This is a genomic window from Thalassobacillus devorans (genome assembly GCF_900176565.1).
Classification (GTDB): Bacteria; Bacillota; Bacilli; order Bacillales; family Halobacillaceae; genus Thalassobacillus; species Thalassobacillus devorans_A.
In genome coordinates this window covers 313,576-330,278 of sequence record NZ_FXEH01000006.1, presented here as the reverse complement: position 1 = coordinate 330,278, position 16,703 = coordinate 313,576, and the positions used below count along the sequence as shown (strand labels likewise).

Annotated in this window: 18 protein-coding genes and 1 riboswitch; of the genes, 1 reads left to right on the top strand and 17 read right to left on the bottom strand. The window is 45.5% G+C overall.

Annotated elements, in window-relative coordinates; translation table 11 throughout:
• Window position 1 precedes the first annotated feature (1 nt).
• The 13 genes from cbiB to B9Y67_RS12530 form a co-directional block, all read right to left on the bottom strand.
• Entirely contained in the window at window positions 2-955 is a 954-nt protein-coding gene (cbiB, locus tag B9Y67_RS12590; RefSeq protein ID WP_085507054.1) for an adenosylcobinamide-phosphate synthase CbiB, read from the bottom strand.
• Window positions 956-2,419, bottom strand: coding sequence for an adenosylcobinamide amidohydrolase (locus B9Y67_RS12585; RefSeq protein WP_085507053.1), 1,464 nt, complete (start codon window positions 2,417-2,419; stop codon window positions 956-958). It abuts the gene before it with no gap.
• Between the two features lie 4 nt (window positions 2,420-2,423).
• On the bottom strand, window positions 2,424-3,503 hold the full coding sequence (locus B9Y67_RS12580; protein WP_085507052.1) for a FecCD family ABC transporter permease: 1,080 nt from the start codon (window positions 3,501-3,503) through the stop codon (window positions 2,424-2,426).
• Window positions 3,451-4,452: an ABC transporter substrate-binding protein gene (locus B9Y67_RS12575; RefSeq protein ID WP_139823859.1), complete on the bottom strand. Its 1,002-nt coding sequence runs from the start codon at window positions 4,450-4,452 to the stop codon at window positions 3,451-3,453. The genes B9Y67_RS12580 and B9Y67_RS12575 overlap by 53 nt, the downstream gene beginning before the upstream one ends.
• A gap of 88 nt (window positions 4,453-4,540) precedes the next feature.
• On the bottom strand, window positions 4,541-5,593 hold the full coding sequence (gene cobT, locus B9Y67_RS12570; RefSeq protein WP_085507050.1) for a nicotinate-nucleotide--dimethylbenzimidazole phosphoribosyltransferase: 1,053 nt from the start codon (window positions 5,591-5,593) through the stop codon (window positions 4,541-4,543).
• Window positions 5,590-7,104: a cobyric acid synthase gene (locus B9Y67_RS12565; RefSeq protein ID WP_085507049.1), complete on the bottom strand. Its 1,515-nt coding sequence runs from the start codon at window positions 7,102-7,104 to the stop codon at window positions 5,590-5,592. Before B9Y67_RS12565 ends, cobT begins: the two co-directional genes overlap by 4 nt.
• A complete protein-coding gene (locus tag B9Y67_RS12560; RefSeq protein ID WP_139823796.1) occupies window positions 7,094-8,467 on the bottom strand; it encodes a cobyrinate a,c-diamide synthase in 1,374 nt (457 codons plus the stop codon). The genes B9Y67_RS12565 and B9Y67_RS12560 overlap by 11 nt, the downstream gene beginning before the upstream one ends.
• The gene (locus tag B9Y67_RS12555) at window positions 8,461-9,000 is read right to left on the bottom strand and encodes a cob(I)yrinic acid a,c-diamide adenosyltransferase (protein ID WP_085507047.1); all 540 of its coding nucleotides are present in this window, start codon (window positions 8,998-9,000) and stop codon (window positions 8,461-8,463) included. The genes B9Y67_RS12560 and B9Y67_RS12555 overlap by 7 nt, the downstream gene beginning before the upstream one ends.
• A 133-nt stretch (window positions 9,001-9,133) precedes the next feature.
• Window positions 9,134-9,276, bottom strand: a riboswitch (cobalamin riboswitch).
• A gap of 112 nt (window positions 9,277-9,388) precedes the next feature.
• The gene (locus tag B9Y67_RS12550) at window positions 9,389-9,691 is read right to left on the bottom strand and encodes a hypothetical protein (protein WP_085507046.1); all 303 of its coding nucleotides are present in this window, start codon (window positions 9,689-9,691) and stop codon (window positions 9,389-9,391) included.
• Between the two features lie 23 nt (window positions 9,692-9,714).
• Window positions 9,715-10,902, bottom strand: coding sequence for a GTP-binding protein (locus B9Y67_RS12545; protein WP_085507045.1), 1,188 nt, complete (start codon window positions 10,900-10,902; stop codon window positions 9,715-9,717).
• A 13-nt stretch (window positions 10,903-10,915) separates the two neighbouring features.
• Window positions 10,916-12,076: an FAD/NAD(P)-binding protein gene (locus B9Y67_RS12540; protein ID WP_085507044.1), complete on the bottom strand. Its 1,161-nt coding sequence runs from the start codon at window positions 12,074-12,076 to the stop codon at window positions 10,916-10,918.
• Window positions 12,077-12,097: 21 nt separating this feature from the next.
• Window positions 12,098-12,367, bottom strand: a complete 270-nt coding sequence (rpsN, locus tag B9Y67_RS12535; protein ID WP_085507043.1) for a 30S ribosomal protein S14 — start codon at window positions 12,365-12,367, stop codon at window positions 12,098-12,100.
• 84 nt (window positions 12,368-12,451) lie between these two features.
• On the bottom strand, window positions 12,452-12,808 hold the full coding sequence (locus B9Y67_RS12530) for a hypothetical protein (RefSeq protein WP_085507042.1): 357 nt from the start codon (window positions 12,806-12,808) through the stop codon (window positions 12,452-12,454).
• A 232-nt stretch (window positions 12,809-13,040) separates the two neighbouring features.
• On the opposite strand from B9Y67_RS12530, the gene B9Y67_RS12525 reads away from it, so the two are divergent.
• Entirely contained in the window at window positions 13,041-13,376 is a 336-nt protein-coding gene (locus B9Y67_RS12525) for a hypothetical protein (protein ID WP_085507041.1), read from the top strand.
• Window positions 13,377-13,432: 56 nt separating this feature from the next.
• Here B9Y67_RS12525 and spoIIP read toward each other — a convergent pair whose 3' ends face one another.
• From spoIIP to B9Y67_RS12505, 4 genes are all read right to left on the bottom strand, one after another.
• Complete coding sequence (gene spoIIP, locus B9Y67_RS12520; protein WP_085507040.1) at window positions 13,433-14,602, bottom strand: stage II sporulation protein P; 1,170 nt, start codon at window positions 14,600-14,602, stop codon at window positions 13,433-13,435.
• 325 nt (window positions 14,603-14,927) lie between these two features.
• Window positions 14,928-15,749, bottom strand: a complete 822-nt coding sequence (locus B9Y67_RS12515; RefSeq protein WP_085507039.1) for a DUF817 domain-containing protein — start codon at window positions 15,747-15,749, stop codon at window positions 14,928-14,930.
• Complete coding sequence (locus B9Y67_RS12510; protein ID WP_085507038.1) at window positions 15,742-15,963, bottom strand: helix-turn-helix domain-containing protein; 222 nt, start codon at window positions 15,961-15,963, stop codon at window positions 15,742-15,744. Before B9Y67_RS12510 ends, B9Y67_RS12515 begins: the two co-directional genes overlap by 8 nt.
• A gap of 10 nt (window positions 15,964-15,973) precedes the next feature.
• Entirely contained in the window at window positions 15,974-16,453 is a 480-nt protein-coding gene (locus tag B9Y67_RS12505; protein WP_085507037.1) for a DUF2975 domain-containing protein, read from the bottom strand.
• Between the last annotated feature and the right edge of the window lie 250 nt (window positions 16,454-16,703).

Sequence of the window (16,703 nt, the reverse complement as noted above, 5' to 3'; positions counted from 1 at the left end):
CTTAACTTATAAATAGCAGCAAGCTTATAAGTATTACAAACATCAGCCATCCGCCGTGCATGATAATGACCGACTGATCAATATGTTCCTTTTTCAATGCTGTTAATGGATTGCCAATTTTGCTGCGCTTCGATACCTTTCCTTTATATGAATTGATACCACCAAGCTCAACACCGAGCAGACCTGCCGTCATCGCTTCCGGCCAGCCACTGTTCGGGCTTGGGTGCTTGCCGGCATCACGAAGTGTCACCCAAAAGGCATTCCTTTTTTTTAGCGTGGGGTGAAACCAGGCAGCGAGCCACATACAAACAGCCGTGATCCGGGCAGGGATCCAGTTGACGAAGTCATCAAACCGCGCAGAAGCAAATCCGAATTTTTCATATGGCTCCTGTTTGTATCCGACCATCGAATCCAGGGTGTTCACTGCCCGATAGGCCATAGCAAGTGGTGCACCACCGAGCAATGCCCAGAATATCGGAGCGGTAATGCCATCGACAGTATTCTCGGCAACCGTCTCAACGGTGCCACGAACAACTTCTCCTTCCGATAACTGTTCTGTGTCACGCCCGACGATATAGCTGAGTTTCTTCCGCGCCAAAGGAAGGTCACCTTCTCGCAACGGCCTTCCGACTTCCTCACCTGCCTGCTGCAATCCTTTGATAGCTATCGTCGAGGAGATAAAGTAAACTTCCAGCACCGCTCCTGCCCAGAAAGAAATGCGTCCAGCAAGGAAAACAACCATGCCAATCATTAAATATGCCGTGACGGTAACCACTCCAAGCAGCAGGAATCCTTTCGCTTTTCGGTGCATTCCCTTGTTCCATTTTTCATCCAAAAAAGAAATCATTTTTCCTATGATCACTACCGGATGAGGGAAAAATTTAGGATCACCGATAACTAACTCGAGTACGATTGCTGCCAGAATAAGATACAGATGATATTCCAAAAAAGCCATCTAACCGTTCATCCTCTGTCGATAATTTTCAATCGCTTCGGTGACAGCACGGTAGACGCTTTGTCCAATTGCCTTCCCAACCTTGGTCCCGGAACCTGCATACGGGGTTGATTCTCCATGCTGGGTAGCTGCAATAGCAATGCTGTCTGTTGATGTACCAGTTGCCATGCTGCCTGTAGCCGGGTCGGTCACCTGCATGTCCGCCAGTGCCTTCGTTTTTGCTTCGGTCGCAGACTGGACAGCATTGACGAATGCCCCATCCGTCAAATGGGCGTCAAGAAACACCATGATATTAATGGTACCGACCTGCCATTCTTCCTCTGCCGGGTGATTTTCTGTAATATCTACTGCATTGCCAACTCCGGCGGTAACGACCGTGAAAACAGGCGTGTCCATGATCGTCTCTCTTACGAACGCCTGGTCCGCAAGCTTGACTGCTGTCATCATCCCCAATGTGTCACCGGCAGGAATATTCGCTTCCTCCAGCCATTCGAGGACATCGGCGGCAGGGTCCTGGCAATCGTAATTTTTTGGCACATGGAAATTACAAAAGTGGCTGAGCCACTGTAATCCTCCTCCCACTACAGCATTGGAGAGCACCCGGAGTGGACGAGGATAGGCAATATGAATGTATTGCTCACTCTGTTCCACCTCCGCCTTTAAGGTAGAAAGTTTCCTATGATGCATCCCTTCCGGAGCCACGAGCATCTGCGGTTTTGCGAGCGTGGGATGACTATGGTGCTTGATATCGACCTCATATACCTTTTGTAATAAGGTCTCATTTTTTAATACCGAGAGGTCGCCTTTTTTCATCAACCGGCCTTGATGAAGAGCAGCAAAGTTATCAGCAAACAAAGCAGCCGTGTTCAAATCATGGAGGATGGCGACAATCGTCATCTGGCGATTTTTCTGATGCTCTTTTAAATGCTGCAGCATGTCGACGGTATGTTTGACGTCCAGATGGTTGGTCGGCTCATCTAAAAACAGGATTCTCGGCTCCTGGGCCAGTGCTTTGGCCATCAGTACGCGCTGCTTTTCCCCGCCACTCAGCCATTTGAACGGCTTGTTTCGATAATGATAGACTTCCGTCTTCTTCATTACTTCGGAAACCACTTCCTTGTCCCTGCGGGAAATATGCTTAATCAGCCCTTTCTGATGCGGGTAGCGCCCAAGCATGACAATTTCCTCCACAGAAAAATCAAATTCCACATGAGAACTCTGGGCCAGAACCGCCATGATTTGGGCTTTTTTTCTGGAGGAGTACGATTGAATCGGTTTTCCAGATACATATATGCTCCCTTGGGAAGGTTCTAATGCTCCCGTCATCAGCCTCAGCAGGGTCGTTTTGCCACTGCCATTCGGTCCAATCAAAGCAAAAAAATCCCCTTCTTCTATCGTCAGGTTGATATCTTTCAGGATATCCTCCTTCTGGTAACCGCCTGACAGGCTCTTCACTTCTATCATGCCTTCACCCCTTTTTCATCCGTTCACGAACCAGTAACACAGCAAATATCGGCGCGCCAATCAAAGCGGTAATGACACCAATCGGCAGTTCCTTCGGTGCGATAATCGACCTCGAAATCAAATCAGCCAGGACAAGAAATCCACCTCCTGTCAGCATCGACAACGGCAGGACATGCTTATGATCCGGACCCGTGATGAGTCGGACAAAGTGCGGAATGACAAGGCCGACGAATCCGATTGAACCCGAAACAGCCACAGATGCACCCGTCAGTAACGAGGCTCCCACTAAGATCAGCACCTTTCCGCCCTGGACATTGACTCCCAAGTGGCCTGCTGATTCCTCACCAAGTGCAAAAGCATTGAGATCATGCGTGCGTGACAACAGGAGGATGACACCCACGATAAAGAACGGAACGATCAGCTGGACGTGACTCCACCCTCTCATCCCGATGTTTCCCATCAGCCAGTATAGAATCTGGCGCATATCTTCCCTGTCACTGAGTGCGATGATCAGGGAAATGATCGCCCCAATGAAGGCGCTGATAATGATTCCAGCCAGGATGATTGTCTCGATATTCAATTCGCGACTGGAGATCCGAGTGATGACAAATACTATTATCATCGTAATAAACCCGCCAAGAATAGCAACAACGGGAAGTGTATAGCTTCCCAGGAAAGCGATCGATAGTTGAAAATAGAGAACAGAAACCGCTCCAAGTGCCGCGCCCGAAGAAACACCGATCGTATACGGGTCCGCCAGTGGATTTCTTAAAAGTCCCTGGAAAGATGCGCCTGCAATCGATAACGATGCACCGACGAATAACGCCAGCAATACCCGCGGGAAACGGATTTCCCAGATAATTACATCAATATTTCCAGCAGCCTCATGACCAAATATTGGCGTCCCGAAAAGCTTCGATGAGAGAACGTCCAGGACAGCTGTCATTGGAAAAGATACACTGCTGACAAATAACCCAAGAAGGGCTGTACCAAGTACAAACCCTCCACTGATTACATATATCCAAAAAATTTTATTCACTAAAAACTTCTGGGTAAATGAGTTCACCAAGTCTTTCAACTCCATCAATCAAACGTGGCCCGGGTCTTGTAACGGTGTCATTGTCAACATCAAATACCTGTTCCTGTTCAACCGCCGGCACTTCACTCCATCCCTCGCGGTTCAGCACTTGCTCTTCCGGATTTTCCACATAATATCCGTAAGTGGTGATGATGACTTCCGGGTTCAATGTAACCGCCTCTTCTTCTGTAAATTTGACCCAGCCTTCTTCATCCGCCGCTGCGTTATTGGCATTGATGGCTTCCAGCATTTCATGCATGAATGTGCCTGTGCCTGTTGTAAAAATATCCGGAGCTGGTGCCACTTCGACCCAGACATCTTTCACTTCCTCCACTTGTTTTGCTTTGTCTTTCACGTCAGCTAACCTGTTCTTCATGTCTGACACAATTTCATCTGCTTTATCTGAACTTCCTGTCGCTTTTCCTAACATCTGAATGTTGTCATAGACCGCATCAAATGAATTGGCATCACCCACGACAACCACATCGATGCCAGCTTCCTCAAATTGATCGAGCACAGCAGAATGGTTCTCATGGTGGAAAGTTGTGACAAGGACCATATCCGGCATCATCGACAAGATCTTTTCCACATTCATTTCCTGACCGCCGACTTTTTCAATATCAGCAGTTTCTTCCGGATAATTGCAATAATCCGAGACACCTATCATTTTCTCACCCTGACCGAGTGCGAAAGCGATCTCCGTATTACTGGCTTGTACCGATACAATCGTTTCGGGTTCTGACTCTATTTCCACCTGTTCGCCCGCCCCATCTTCAACGGTCAGCGGGAAGGAGTCTCCGGAAGCTTCCCCTTGTGTTTCTTCACTACTGTCTGCTGGTTCGTTGGTATTTCCGTCGGATTCGTTTCCTCCTTCTGTCGCTCCACAACCGACCATCACAGCCATGAAGATCGCAAAAATAACAGTTAATAACGAAATTTTTGTTTTGCTTGTCATCATTTTTCCTGCCACTTCCTTCCTATTTATCAAACACAGTTGTTTTTTGCAAAAATCCCCTTATTTTAAGTAGGCGTTTTTCGGCTGGTCACTTGTTCGTAACACCGGCGGCATCGAATGTAGCCATTTCATTCCGCATTCGTACTGCCGCTTCCAGTACTGGAAAGGAAAGAGCTGCACCTGTTCCTTCCCCAAGCTTCAGCCCCAAATCAAGCAGCGGGGCAATCCCTATATCCTCCAGGGCAATTTTGTGCCCCGGTTCTTGTGACACATGACCGGCAAATAAATAACCTGTTATGTGTTCATTAACTCGGGAGGCGACCAGCGCCCCTGATGTACAAATGAAGCCATCTACGATTACAGGGATTCTGGCCTGTGCAGCTGCTAGTATTGCCCCTGTTATTGCGGCAATTTCATAACCCCCCAGTTTCTTAAGCACATCTAACGGGTTCTCTTGATCCGGTCCCCGGCGACTGATTGCTTCTTCAATGACCTTCCTTTTGTGCTGTTTCATCTCTGCTGTAATGCCTGTTCCGTGACCAACCGCCTGTACCACGCTGCAGCCTGTAAGTACGGACACCAGTGCACTGGCTGGGGTTGTGTTCCCGATCCCCATCTCACCTACGATGAGGCATTTTATTCCCCGGGCAATCATCGTCTCCGCTGACTCGGCACCCGCCAGCACGGCCGCATCCATTTGCTCATTCGTCATGGCATCCCTCTTCAAAAAATTCTCTGTCCCGGCAGCTATTTTCCTGGAAACGAGGCGTTCATCGTGAATCTCACCAGCAGCACCGACATCGACTACCTGGAGTTCGGCACTGATTTGCCGAGCAAAAACATTGATGGCTGCCCCGCCATCGAGAAAATTCCTTATCATCTGGATGGTGACTTCCTGCGGAAAAGCGGATACACCTTCTTCTACGATGCCATGGTCACCGGCAAATACCAGAACTCCGGCTGGGAAAACCTGTGGTGCTTCCTGATTCGTGATACCCGCAAGCTGCTTAGCGATTTCCTCCAGTCTCCCAAGGCTTCCTGGCGGTTTTGTCAATGTATCCAGATAACGAGCCGTGTAACTGATTTTCTCCTCGCTTACCGGTTCAATCGATTGGATCAGTTCCTGCAATTGTTTATTCATCGAACTCCCCCGACTGTCGTAAATGTAGTTATTTGTTCATAGAGTTTTGGCATATCGATCGCTTTACGAATATGTGCTGCTAGCCGGTCGAATTCCTGTTCCTGAAAGCTCTGGAATGAGGTTGACGGCTGGATGGGATCCAAACCTTTGTTTACTCGGAGCGTATTCAAGAACTCTTTTCGAAAGATATCGTTATGAAATATTCCGTGAAAGTAAGTGCCGGTCACATTTCCTTTACGTCCACCATCGGTCTGTCCATACATGGTAATAAAAGGTTCCACCCCTTCTCCGGCTAGCGTTGTCCCCATGTGGATTTCATATCCTTCTACAGCGATGGTGCGACCATTCCAATCCACGCTCCCGCTCGATCGGACCGTCTTTTTGTGTCTGGCTATAGTCGTTTCGACCGGAAGCAGCTCCAAACCCTGGACTTCTTCCAGACTGGTCTCCATCTGATATGGGTCTCTTACGTTGGACCCGATCATTTGATACCCGCCACAAATACCAACCACCACAGAGCCATGCTGATGTGCTGTAATAATAGCCTGATCCAGCCTTTTTTCCTTCACATAAACCAGATCCTCGATCGTATTTTTGCTGCCAGGCATAATGATGATATCCGGCTGCTTCAGCTCAGCCGCTTCCTTCACAAACCGGACATGGCAATCTTCCTCGACCAGGAATGGATCTATATCGGTAAAGTTAGAAATCTTCGGATATTCAATGATTGCAATATCAATCGGTTTGTCCGTGTTCTCGTTTCTCGTATACCGGCTTAGGCTTAATGAATCCTCCGCTTCGATACGAAGGTCATGAATATGAGGAACGACACCAAGCACCGGTTTTCCGGTATATTCCTCAAACCATGCCAGTCCGGGATCCAGCAGCGTTTTGTCGCCTCTGAATTTATTAATGACCACTCCAATAATTCGGTCACGGTCTGCTTGCTGCAGCAGTTGGAGCGTACCTACAAGACTGGCGAACACCCCGCCTTTATCTATATCTCCCACTAATATCACCGGTGCATCGGCCAGTTTTGCAACGCTCATATTGACAAGCTCACGGTCATTCAGGTTAACCTCAGCCGGACTTCCGGCTCCCTCGATGACTATGCGATCATAACTGTCTGCAAGCCGGAGGTAAGCCTCTGCAATTATTTCTTTTGCAGTTTCGTAGTATTCCGAACGGTAAGCGCTTGCCTTCATGTTCGACACCGGCTTACCATGCACAACAATCTGAGCATCGTTATCACGGTTCGGCTTGATCAGGACAGGATTCATATCCGTAGTTGCCGGGATGCCGGCCGCTTCCGCCTGGACGCCCTGGGCTCGTCCGATTTCTTTGCCATCGACGGTTATGTAGGAATTCAGCGCCATGTTCTGCGACTTGAACGGAGCCGTCCGGTAGCCGTCTTCCGTAAAAATCCGGCACAGGGCGGTAACGAGGATGCTTTTTCCCGCATCAGAATGCGTTCCCTGAATCATGACCGGGACTGCTTTTTTACTCCCCATACTTCTGGTCCTTGCAGACGCGCAAAAAGTTTTCCAGCACGTCAGGATTAGAGGCAAAATGGATATGCGTATAACCGGCAACCACATTTTTATAGAGAAATCCTTCCTCTCCCGTTCCGAACCTGCTGCTCACCCGATAAGCACCAGGCAGCTCACCTGTTGGTGTAAAAATGGAATAATGGAACTCATGCCCTCGTACTTCCATGTCGTCTTTAAAAAGATAGTTGTTCGCAAGTCCGGAGATTTCCCGGTAGCCAAGCGCTGCTAGTTTCGCTTGCATTTCTGTCTTTCCCGGAAGCACGCCTGCCATCGGATAGGTTTTGCCATCGATCGTCGTGATCGATTCCGATAGATACATCAGCCCACCGCATTCAGCTAGTACAGGGAGACCGTTCTCAACTGCCTCTCTAATAGTCAGTTTGACCTCACGATTTTCCGCCAGTTCCTCTGCAAACTGTTCCGGGAAACCACCGCCTAAATAGAGGCCATCCGCGTCAGGTGGAAGTACTTCCCCTTTTACGGGAGAAAAATAAACAATCTTAGCCCCATAAGCTTCGATCAGCTCCAGATTCTCCTGGTAATAAAAGTTGAACGCCTCGTCACGTGCTACCGCAATGGTGACATCAATCGCGCTTTTTCGTTGAAACATAGCAGGCTCAGCTGCCAGGGCCGACTGTTCGCTGATTTGATAGATTTGGTCCACATCGATCGTTTCGGCAATCGCTTCTCCTAACTGTTCCAGCTGTTCATCCAGTTCCCCACGCTCGATCGAAGGCACGAGACCTAAATGCCGCTCCGGCATCTCGATGGTTTTATTTTTCAAAAGATATCCACAGACCGGAATGCCGCACTCCTGTTCCACCGCTTCTTTGATCAATTGATAATGCCCAGCGCTGCCGACTTTATTAGCAATCACACCAGCAATGTTGTCCCCGGGGTCCAATGACTGAAAGCCCTTCACAATAGCAGCGGCACTCCGGGCCATCGCCGAGCAGTCGACAATCAGAATCGTCGGACTGGAAAGGATCGTACTAATTTCTGCCGTCGACCCTTGGTTGGAAGTCGGTGACTTGCCATCATAAAAGCCCATCACACCTTCGATGATTGATATGTCTGCCCCTTCACTTCCCTTGACGAAAACTTCCGTCATCACATCTTCAGGGAGCATCCAGCTATCCAGGTTGCGGGATGGACGGCTGGTAACCGCGGCGTGATAGGAAGGGTCTATGTAATCAGGACCGCATTTGAAGCCCTGCACTGTGAGCCCCTTTTTCATATACGCAGCCATTAACCCGATCGTAATGCTCGTCTTGCCGACACCACTGGACACACCAGCTATAACGAGGCGGCGGGCAGTCAAAATTCAACACCACGGACGGCAGGAATTCCTTCGTCATAATAATGCTTCTCGACATCAATGACAGATACAAGATCGGCGGCATCCTTTACCTCCTGGAGAGCACTTCTTCCGGTGATCACGAGGTGGACATGCTCGGGCTTGTGATGGATAAGCTCAATTACTTCTTCCAGCGGCAGCACATCATCGACTGGAAACGAATCGATGGCCAGGGCGTTATTCAGCTCGTCCAGAATCACGACATCATACTCACCGGACAGCACCGTTTCCTTGGCGACAGCCCAAGCTTTTTTTAATGCTTCCCGGTGGATTTCCGGTGTTTTTGTCCAGGTGAATCCTTCACCCAGCTGAATGATCTCGGCCCCCAGTTTCAACAGTGATTTTCTTTCACCATAAGGGCGTTTCGGGGACTTGATGAATTGCAGCATTTTCACCTTTTTATCATGGCCTAATGCCCGGACAGCAAGCCCGGTTGCAGCCGTTGTCTTCCCTTTTCCATCACCGGTAAAAACCAGTGTCAAGCCCTGCTTCTTTTTCATCCTATCTCCTCCTCAGTCTTTTTATGGAATTAAAAAAACACCTTCCTCAAAAGGAAGGTGCGACTCTAAATAGGCAGAATATGCAGCATATGAATTCTACGTACTTACAAGCCTCCCTTTTTCCTCGAAGGGTAAACTTTGCGACAAACAGGCAGGCATCCTGACTTACATTCTAATGAAGAATGCTTACAGTGGCGGGACCGTGTTGGACTTTCACCAACTTCCCCTTTTCACCTTAAAGGCTTCCCTTTAAGGACCTGTTCGTATGATATGAAATTAACCTTATTGTAGCCGAACCCATCATTCTTGTAAACTAATCTTTTTTGGATCTTAAAGAAATCACTATCATAATAGCGATAGTAGAATAATCAAGAGAAACAGCTGCTTGCTAATGCATAGAGATAATACATCTGTTATTCTCTTGATCTAAAAAAAGACTGTAAGGCTGGTAAGGCTTAATCTCTAATTCTTTTACAATTTCTTTCGGGATATTAATCGAATTCGTCTCTGTAATGTATCGTTTGTTATGGGTAGTATCCGGGCATGCTTTTTCAATATAAATATGCTGAGATTCATACGTAATATCAACTTGCTCTCCTACATCAATTTCGAGCTCCTTACAAAGACTGGCAGGCATATAAACGACCGGATGTTTCGGAAGTGGTTTTGATCGAATTTTCATCAGATGCATGCGGATGCCTCCTCCTTTAACACTTATTCGTGGGCTGTTAGAAATTCAGGTAAAGGATCGTGGAATTTTGCCCATTCCATCGTCATCTCTGCATTCGTCAACAAACATCGATTCAGTGTCTCCGTTATTTTCTCTTTGTCCATGTCAATTCCAATAAAAACAAGCTCGGTCATCCGGTCTCCGTATTGTTCATCCCAGCGTTCGGCCATTTGAGTATCATCCTGCAGGACTTCTTCCTGTTCTTCCACGGAATATGCAGCAATCCAGTCTCCTGCTCCCTGAATCGTAAGGGACGACCCTGCTTGAGATAATAACCCGGCAATATCATTTCTTGATGCCAGCCAAAAAAAACCTTTGGCCCTTACTACCTCTTCCGGCCAATCTTCAAGCCACTGCATCAACCGTTCGGGATGAAATGGTCTTTGTTTGCGGTAAACAAAAGAACTGATGCCATATTCTTCACTTTCAGGTACGTGCTCTTCATTTAGCTCTTTAATCCAGCCTGCTCCTTGACTAGCCTTTTCAAAATCAAATAATTGAGTATTCAGCACTTCACCGAGTGCTAATTTCCCGTAACGGGTCTCTATAATATTCGCCTCCGGATTCAATTGTTTCAGCACTGCTTTCAATTTGTTGACATCGACTCCCTTAATTAGATCCGTCTTATTTAGAACAAGGACATTGGCAAACTCGATTTGATCGATGAGCAAATCAATGACCTCTCGTTCGTCAGTTTCATCCGCCCCTTGATTACGGTCAAGAAGGCGATCCCCGGAATTATAATCCTCCCAGAAACGATTGGCATCGACCACAGTGACCATGGTATCCAGCCGACATGTTTCCCCGAGGTTTATTCCGAGGTCTGACTCTTCATATGTAAAACTTTGCGCAACAGGAATTGGCTCTGATATCCCAGTCGATTCGATTACAATATAATCGATGTCAAGAGCAGCCAGTTTTTCTACTTCTTTTATCAAGTCTTCCCGCAATGTGCAACAGATACAGCCATTTTGCAATTCTACGAGCTTTTCTTCCGTGCGGCTGAAACCACCTTGTTTGATCATGTCAGCATCAATGTTGACTTCACTCATGTCATTGACGATCACCGCTACTTTCAGGTCTTCTTTATTGTGGAGGATATGGTTCAATAATGTTGTTTTTCCCGCTCCTAAATATCCACTTAATACCGTTACCGGAATTCTCTTTTGCATATTACATTCCTCCTTAGGAAGATTCCGCGATACGTGCTGCTGCTTTTCTGGCCCCGGCAATGTTCCTTGCAACCGGACCTAATTCCAGCTCCGCAAGCGCCCCAGCAACAAATAAGCCCTTTTTCCACTGCAGTCTGGAATCTACAACCGGAAACCCACATGGCGCACAAGGAAGGTGGTGCTCTTGGATCACAGCTGACAGCCATTCCCTTCCAGGCAGGCTAGACTCTGCGCCGGTAGCCAGCAATAGAGCGTCCGTTTGTATAGGTGGGCTGTTTTTCATTTTTATTTCCAGACCTTTTTTGCTTGGACAAACTTTCTTTATCTCATCTGTTACGATCGTCAATTTCCTGTCTCGCTCGTGACGTTTAAGCCTCACGTACAACCCTTTGGTAATAGAACCTAGGTGCCTGGCTTTTTGGATCAACGTCCGCCGTTCCTTATAGCAGGTAATCTGGTTGTATTTATTCAAGTATTTAGGCCCCAGCCATCCCGGATCACTATCAAAGTCTTTCTGGCGAAATGGATGACGCTTAATCAAGGTGACCAATCCATGACTTCTCTGCGAAAGCGTGTTGGCAAGATGGGCTGCTGTCATCCCTCCTCCAACGACTGCAATCGAATGATTGAGGTTTATACCTTCCCTTTCTTCAAACACATGCATGATTCTATCGGGAAACTCTGCTTTCAGCTCAGCTGCCCATTCTGGATAATGGGGTCGATGGTTAACTCCCATCGCAAGAACAACATTTTCTGCATCAAATGATTGATTGGAAGCAGTTGTCACACTCCACAACCCCCTGTGGTAGTCCAGCCCCTCAACAGTATCCTGCTTCCAGCAGCTCTGCAGACCTAAATGATCAAACAGCTCCGTACAATGCTGATTAAACATATCTAACCGTGGGCGTTGATAATATCCTTTAAACGCCTGAGCATAGTCGTTGGATTTCGCATATTTTTTTAAGCTGTAAGGATCCGGGTTCAAATGATGAACAGAAGGCGACCTTAAATAACTCATTCCGATTTTATTAGTAAATGACTTCCACGCTTCAATCGGCTCTCTATGAGGATCGATGATGAGAAGCTCATCTTCTGTTACTTTTTGGTGGTGGAGCAGGCGGGCCGCCACTGAACATCCTTGTATTCCACCGCCTATGATGATCCATTTAAACAACGGCCGCCACTCCTTTCCAAGTTACCAGCTGGCCTTCTTCACACCAGGCACCTGCCCTTTATGCGCATATTCCCTGAAGGCAATCCGGGACATATTAAACTTTCTCATATATCCTCTCGGTCGGCCTGTCACTCCACATCTTCCCGTTAAACGTGTGGGAGAAGAATCACGGGGTAACTTTCTAAGTGCTTCATAATCACCTTTTTCTTTTAATTCTCTTCGCAGCTCCGCATATTTTGTCACCATTTCCTGGCGCTTCTTTTCTTTTGCTATTTTAGACTTTTTAGCCATAACCGCCTCACCTTTCTTAATAATTTTATAATAAGTAATCATTACGTTTTAAAATGAGCAAAAAATTTTTATCCCTTGGGATTATTAAGGAATAGCAACAAAAAAATACTTCTTATTCTCTTCGTATTCCAAATGCTGATGAACGATATCGGTGCAATCCCTCCATTCGATACTTTCCATACAGTCTATAAGTTTTCTGCCAACTTCTTCTTCAATTTCTTTCATTCTATTAAGAAGCTCAAGCAGGGTTATATTAAATTGATTGGCTGCTTTTTTATGCGGAGAGTTAAAAGACAGATAAGAAATATACTCCTTTCCAGTGGCAGTTACCGATGCAATCTCATCTTCCATTTGAATGACATACTTATACAACTCTTTTTTATCATCAGGTAAGCTCTCTACAACTTTGTCAAATAGGAGCTTCTCCAAATACTCGTTCAAGTTAATCATCTCTCCCTAAACGCTAATTAAGTGGCACCGCACAAAACGTAATGATTACGAATTATAATACTTAATTGTAACTGCGTCAACCTCTCCCTAAAAGAAATTTAATAACAGGAACTAAAAAGCAGGCATACTATAAAATAAAAGTTGCATCTGTGCAATATATTCGTATAAAGTTAAAATGTATGGTTAAAAGAAAATTATCCCTGTAAATAAAAGAGGTGATTATATGTGTATATCCACTAATTTCATTGAACAGGAACAAGATAAATACAGACTAGAAATACAGAAAAAATCACTGTATAAATTAGCTCATTCATACAGTGATATTCCTGGGCAAACAGATGAGAAGTGGACGAACAAAATCATATTAGAGGATGAGAATGGCAATCTTTATCCAGTTGCCCTCAACCCAAATGGATTAAGTTTTGCAACGAAAGTAATCACCTATTCGGAATATGAAACGTTAGAAAGTAAAGAGAACAAACGAGCATTCGTAACTTTCTTTGGGTTTCTCGGCTTTTTAATTACAGTTATGGTTACATTCGCCTGGTACTTTACTTGAAAAACCCGTTTAAGTTAGTATCTCCTCTCGAAATGGTTAATCGTTTGTTAACCTTATCATTCAGAGACCTTTGCATCGACTGTCTCGGCATCCTGATAGTAGTAATCAGCAAAAACCTCAGCAAAAGCTTCTATGGAATTGTATAGCTCCGTTAGATTATTGTCGACACCCCCGAATTCGAGAAGCATAGCCCGCTCGGTTAAATCCTGGTTGTAGATGCCATTACCCTCCATCTTTGTTTTAATGAATACCCCGCGACTGATTCCCGGATATTGACTTTCAAGAGCCTCGTGAATTTCTTTAGCAATAGCAAGATTTTTCTCGAAATTTTCATTTTCTTTCCCTACGATAAAAAATAAGCGGGCATATTCGATTCCGTTGATCGTCTGGGTGGTTATCTTCTTTGGTTGGGAGTCCCGATGGATATCTACTAAATACGTCAAACGATCATCTTGAGCCAGTGCCTCCTGGACAAGTTCCCGAGATAAAGCATAGGAGTGATTATAATTCCAGCCCTTTTCCTTCAAACCCCTGGTCATATCAGTTGTATCATGGACAGCTCCAATTCCCCGTGTTTCCAACTCTTTTTTTAGTTTTCTGCCCACCGCAATTACATTGACGTCAGGATTCGTGCTGGATGCATCCTGGTTCGATTCCCCGGTTAACAGCGGGTTGAATGCTTCCCAGCTATGGGAGTGATAAATCAGGACGGATTTATCCTCAATTACCTGGCGCTCCCTTTTTTCTTCTTCCTCTTCCTTCTCTTTTGCAGCATCCAGTTCGTCCTGATCGACTTCCCTGCTATTTAACTGCTCTTCACTTGGAGGTGGTGACTCAATCGGTATATTACTGAAATTGGTACCCTCCCCGGCGATCGCTATTTCTGTATGATAGCTTTCCAAACCAGGCAGTTCCCTTCCTAGTAAGGTGCGGATGTCGCCTAATTCCACATCGGTAGCCATTTTCAGTAAATCAACCTCACCAGTCAATTGGTCAGGGTAATGTATCCGTAAGGAAGTCATTTCCCGAGCCATAAGAAAAAGAAATGCTTCGCTGGGGAGGGCTTCTGATACAGATCGAACAATGGTTGAGGACAAATGGTCTTTTAAACTACTGATTGTAACCGAGACAGATAGCAGAATACCGATTAATATCATGGATAAAAACACATACAACAAGACAATTCTTCCCTTGCGTACATAGTGACCAGGGATTTTTGGCAGCATGCACTTCATCTCCCCCGCTAGAAACTTTAATAATCTAGCTTATGTCACTCTATTAAAAAGCATGACCATTTAGTAGAGGAAATGTCTTTCAAATTACTTTCCATAAAAATAGAAATAGCACCTTTTCTGAGAAAAAAGGTGCTATCGTAGGCATATTTTATGTGATACTTCCATCATGAAAATAAACTATCAAGATTCAACGGAGAAACAATGAAGGAATTTTGACAAGCTATACTTTTGTTGAGCCTTTTCCCACTAAAGATCACTATTCCCAAAGTAAAACATCGATGCATACATTGTTTTTTCGTCAAAAATATACTTCAAACTACTTACTAATATTCCCTTTTACTTGCTTCAATGTTGCCACAATCAGAAAACTGACGATCACTAATAAAAGCCAGGAACTCACCTTACCGAGATGGACAAGACTCCATGCTTCCCTCTGATTCGGGTATTCCCACGCGCCAAAGTAGGTTGCGATATTTTCTGCAATCCAGATAAAAAATCCAATCAGCACAAACGAAAGAGCAAGCGGCATACGGTAGCGGCTGCCATTAACCGAATAAGTCACCCACGAACGCCAGAAAACGAGGATTACAAGCCCCGCTAATATCCAGCGTACATCAATCCAGAAATGGTGCGTGAAAAAGTTCAAGTAGATGGCCGCTGCCAAACTGACCACCATCAAAAACGGCGGCCACTGAACCAGTTCCACCTTAAGCCTTCGCCACGCCTGGCAAAGGTAACTCGCTACACTCGCATACATGAATCCACTATACAAAGGTACGCCAAAAATTTTGGAATACCCTTCACCCGGATAAGACCAGGAACCCATATGCACCTTGAAAATTTCAAGCGCGAGTCCGATCAGATGGAATAACGTGATGACCTTCAGTTCGTCCCGTGTTTCCAATCCGGAACGCAACATAGCCCACTGCATCAGAAGAAAAATAATCAAAAGCCAGTCATACCTTGGCAGTATAGGAAGAGATAGGATTTGCGTAATAGCCAACGAGGCAAAAATAACCACCGGGAACACGCAGGATAACGCTTGCTCCCAGCCAAAATGAAAAAGCTGTACTACCGCTCTTCCAATTTTGCCGCCAACAGCCTTTGTTACATAAGAGTTCGGCAAGGAATTATTCATAATTGTCTTCATCCGGCTGGTATTCCAAAATATCACCCGGCTGGCACTCCAACGCCTTACAAATTGCATCCAGCGTCGAGACCCGAATCGCCTTCGCCTTCCCATTTTTTAATATCGAAAGATTAGCCATCGTGATACCAACCCGCTCCGACAGTTCGGTCACGCTCATCTTCCTTTTTGCCAGCATGACATCAATATTGATGATAATTGCCATGTTCATCACCTCATACCGTTAACTCATTTTCTGATTTTATTTCAATAGCGGTGTTTAACAGTTTTTGAAGAACCGCCGCAAAGACCGCAATCACCATGGCGCCGAAAATAATTATCATGCCAATTACGATTACACCTGGTGCATCGTCATACTCCGCGAAGAGATAAATGATCGGCATCAAAAGCACATAAAAACCACTGATCGCAATGGCACAATATTTGATATTCTTCAACGCTTTTACTGACAAGCCTGAAAAAGCTTCGTTTCTATCAATATAGCTCAAAAGCCGATAAGCCTGATACAACGCCAGAAAATACGCCAGCGCGGTAGTATATAAACCAATAAACACAAGATATTGCACATAATCCATCCCCGGAATTATCTCAGAAAATCCACGCGCGATGGTAGGTACCGCGAATATACACAAAGCAAGAACCGGTATCCCCATAAGAAACACAGCAATCTTCAAAAAGAGTGTTTCCCGTTTCATAAACAGCACCTCACTAATTTAATGTCAGTTAAAATTTACCACAAAATTTATCGTTTTACAATAAATTTTTATTCCTTTATGGTATTTTTTTGTTGATTACTGCATTACGAAACTACTGAATAAGAACTCATTTTCTTATTAATCATAATCATTATTAAAGACCACTGCTCCAAAGGGTATCCTTGCTAACGGTCTTTATCCCGCTTATAAAGACCCTCCAATCAGAGTTTCACTACTATAATGAACCTTA

Bases quoted from the DNA above. Each gene is read 5' to 3' on its own strand.
- B9Y67_RS12575 (WP_139823859.1), bottom strand. From the start codon at position 4,452: ATGACAAGCAAAACAAAAATTTCGTTATTAACTGTTATTTTTGCGATC.
- B9Y67_RS12585 (WP_085507053.1), bottom strand. From the start codon at position 2,419: ATGATAGAAGTGAAGAGCCTGTCAGGCGGTTACCAGAAGGAGGATATC.
- B9Y67_RS12505 (WP_085507037.1), bottom strand. From the start codon at position 16,453: ATGAAACGGGAAACACTCTTTTTGAAGATTGCTGTGTTTCTTATGGGG.
- B9Y67_RS12550 (WP_085507046.1), bottom strand. From the start codon at position 9,691: ATGCATCTGATGAAAATTCGATCAAAACCACTTCCGAAACATCCGGTC.
- rpsN (WP_085507043.1), bottom strand. From the start codon at position 12,367: ATGGCTAAAAAGTCTAAAATAGCAAAAGAAAAGAAGCGCCAGGAAATG.
- B9Y67_RS12565 (WP_085507049.1), bottom strand. From the start codon at position 7,104: ATGGGGAGTAAAAAAGCAGTCCCGGTCATGATTCAGGGAACGCATTCT.
- spoIIP (WP_085507040.1), bottom strand. From the start codon at position 14,602: ATGCTGCCAAAAATCCCTGGTCACTATGTACGCAAGGGAAGAATTGTC.
- B9Y67_RS12545 (WP_085507045.1), bottom strand. From the start codon at position 10,902: ATGCAAAAGAGAATTCCGGTAACGGTATTAAGTGGATATTTAGGAGCG.
- cbiB (WP_085507054.1), bottom strand. From the start codon at position 955: ATGGCTTTTTTGGAATATCATCTGTATCTTATTCTGGCAGCAATCGTA.
- cobT (WP_085507050.1), bottom strand. From the start codon at position 5,593: ATGAATAAACAATTGCAGGAACTGATCCAATCGATTGAACCGGTAAGC.
- B9Y67_RS12555 (WP_085507047.1), bottom strand. From the start codon at position 9,000: ATGAAAAAGAAGCAGGGCTTGACACTGGTTTTTACCGGTGATGGAAAA.
- B9Y67_RS12510 (WP_085507038.1), bottom strand. From the start codon at position 15,963: ATGGCAATTATCATCAATATTGATGTCATGCTGGCAAAAAGGAAGATG.
- B9Y67_RS12580 (WP_085507052.1), bottom strand. From the start codon at position 3,503: ATGGAGTTGAAAGACTTGGTGAACTCATTTACCCAGAAGTTTTTAGTG.
- B9Y67_RS12515 (WP_085507039.1), bottom strand. From the start codon at position 15,749: ATGAATAATTCCTTGCCGAACTCTTATGTAACAAAGGCTGTTGGCGGC.
- B9Y67_RS12525 (WP_085507041.1), top strand. From the start codon at position 13,041: ATGTGTATATCCACTAATTTCATTGAACAGGAACAAGATAAATACAGA.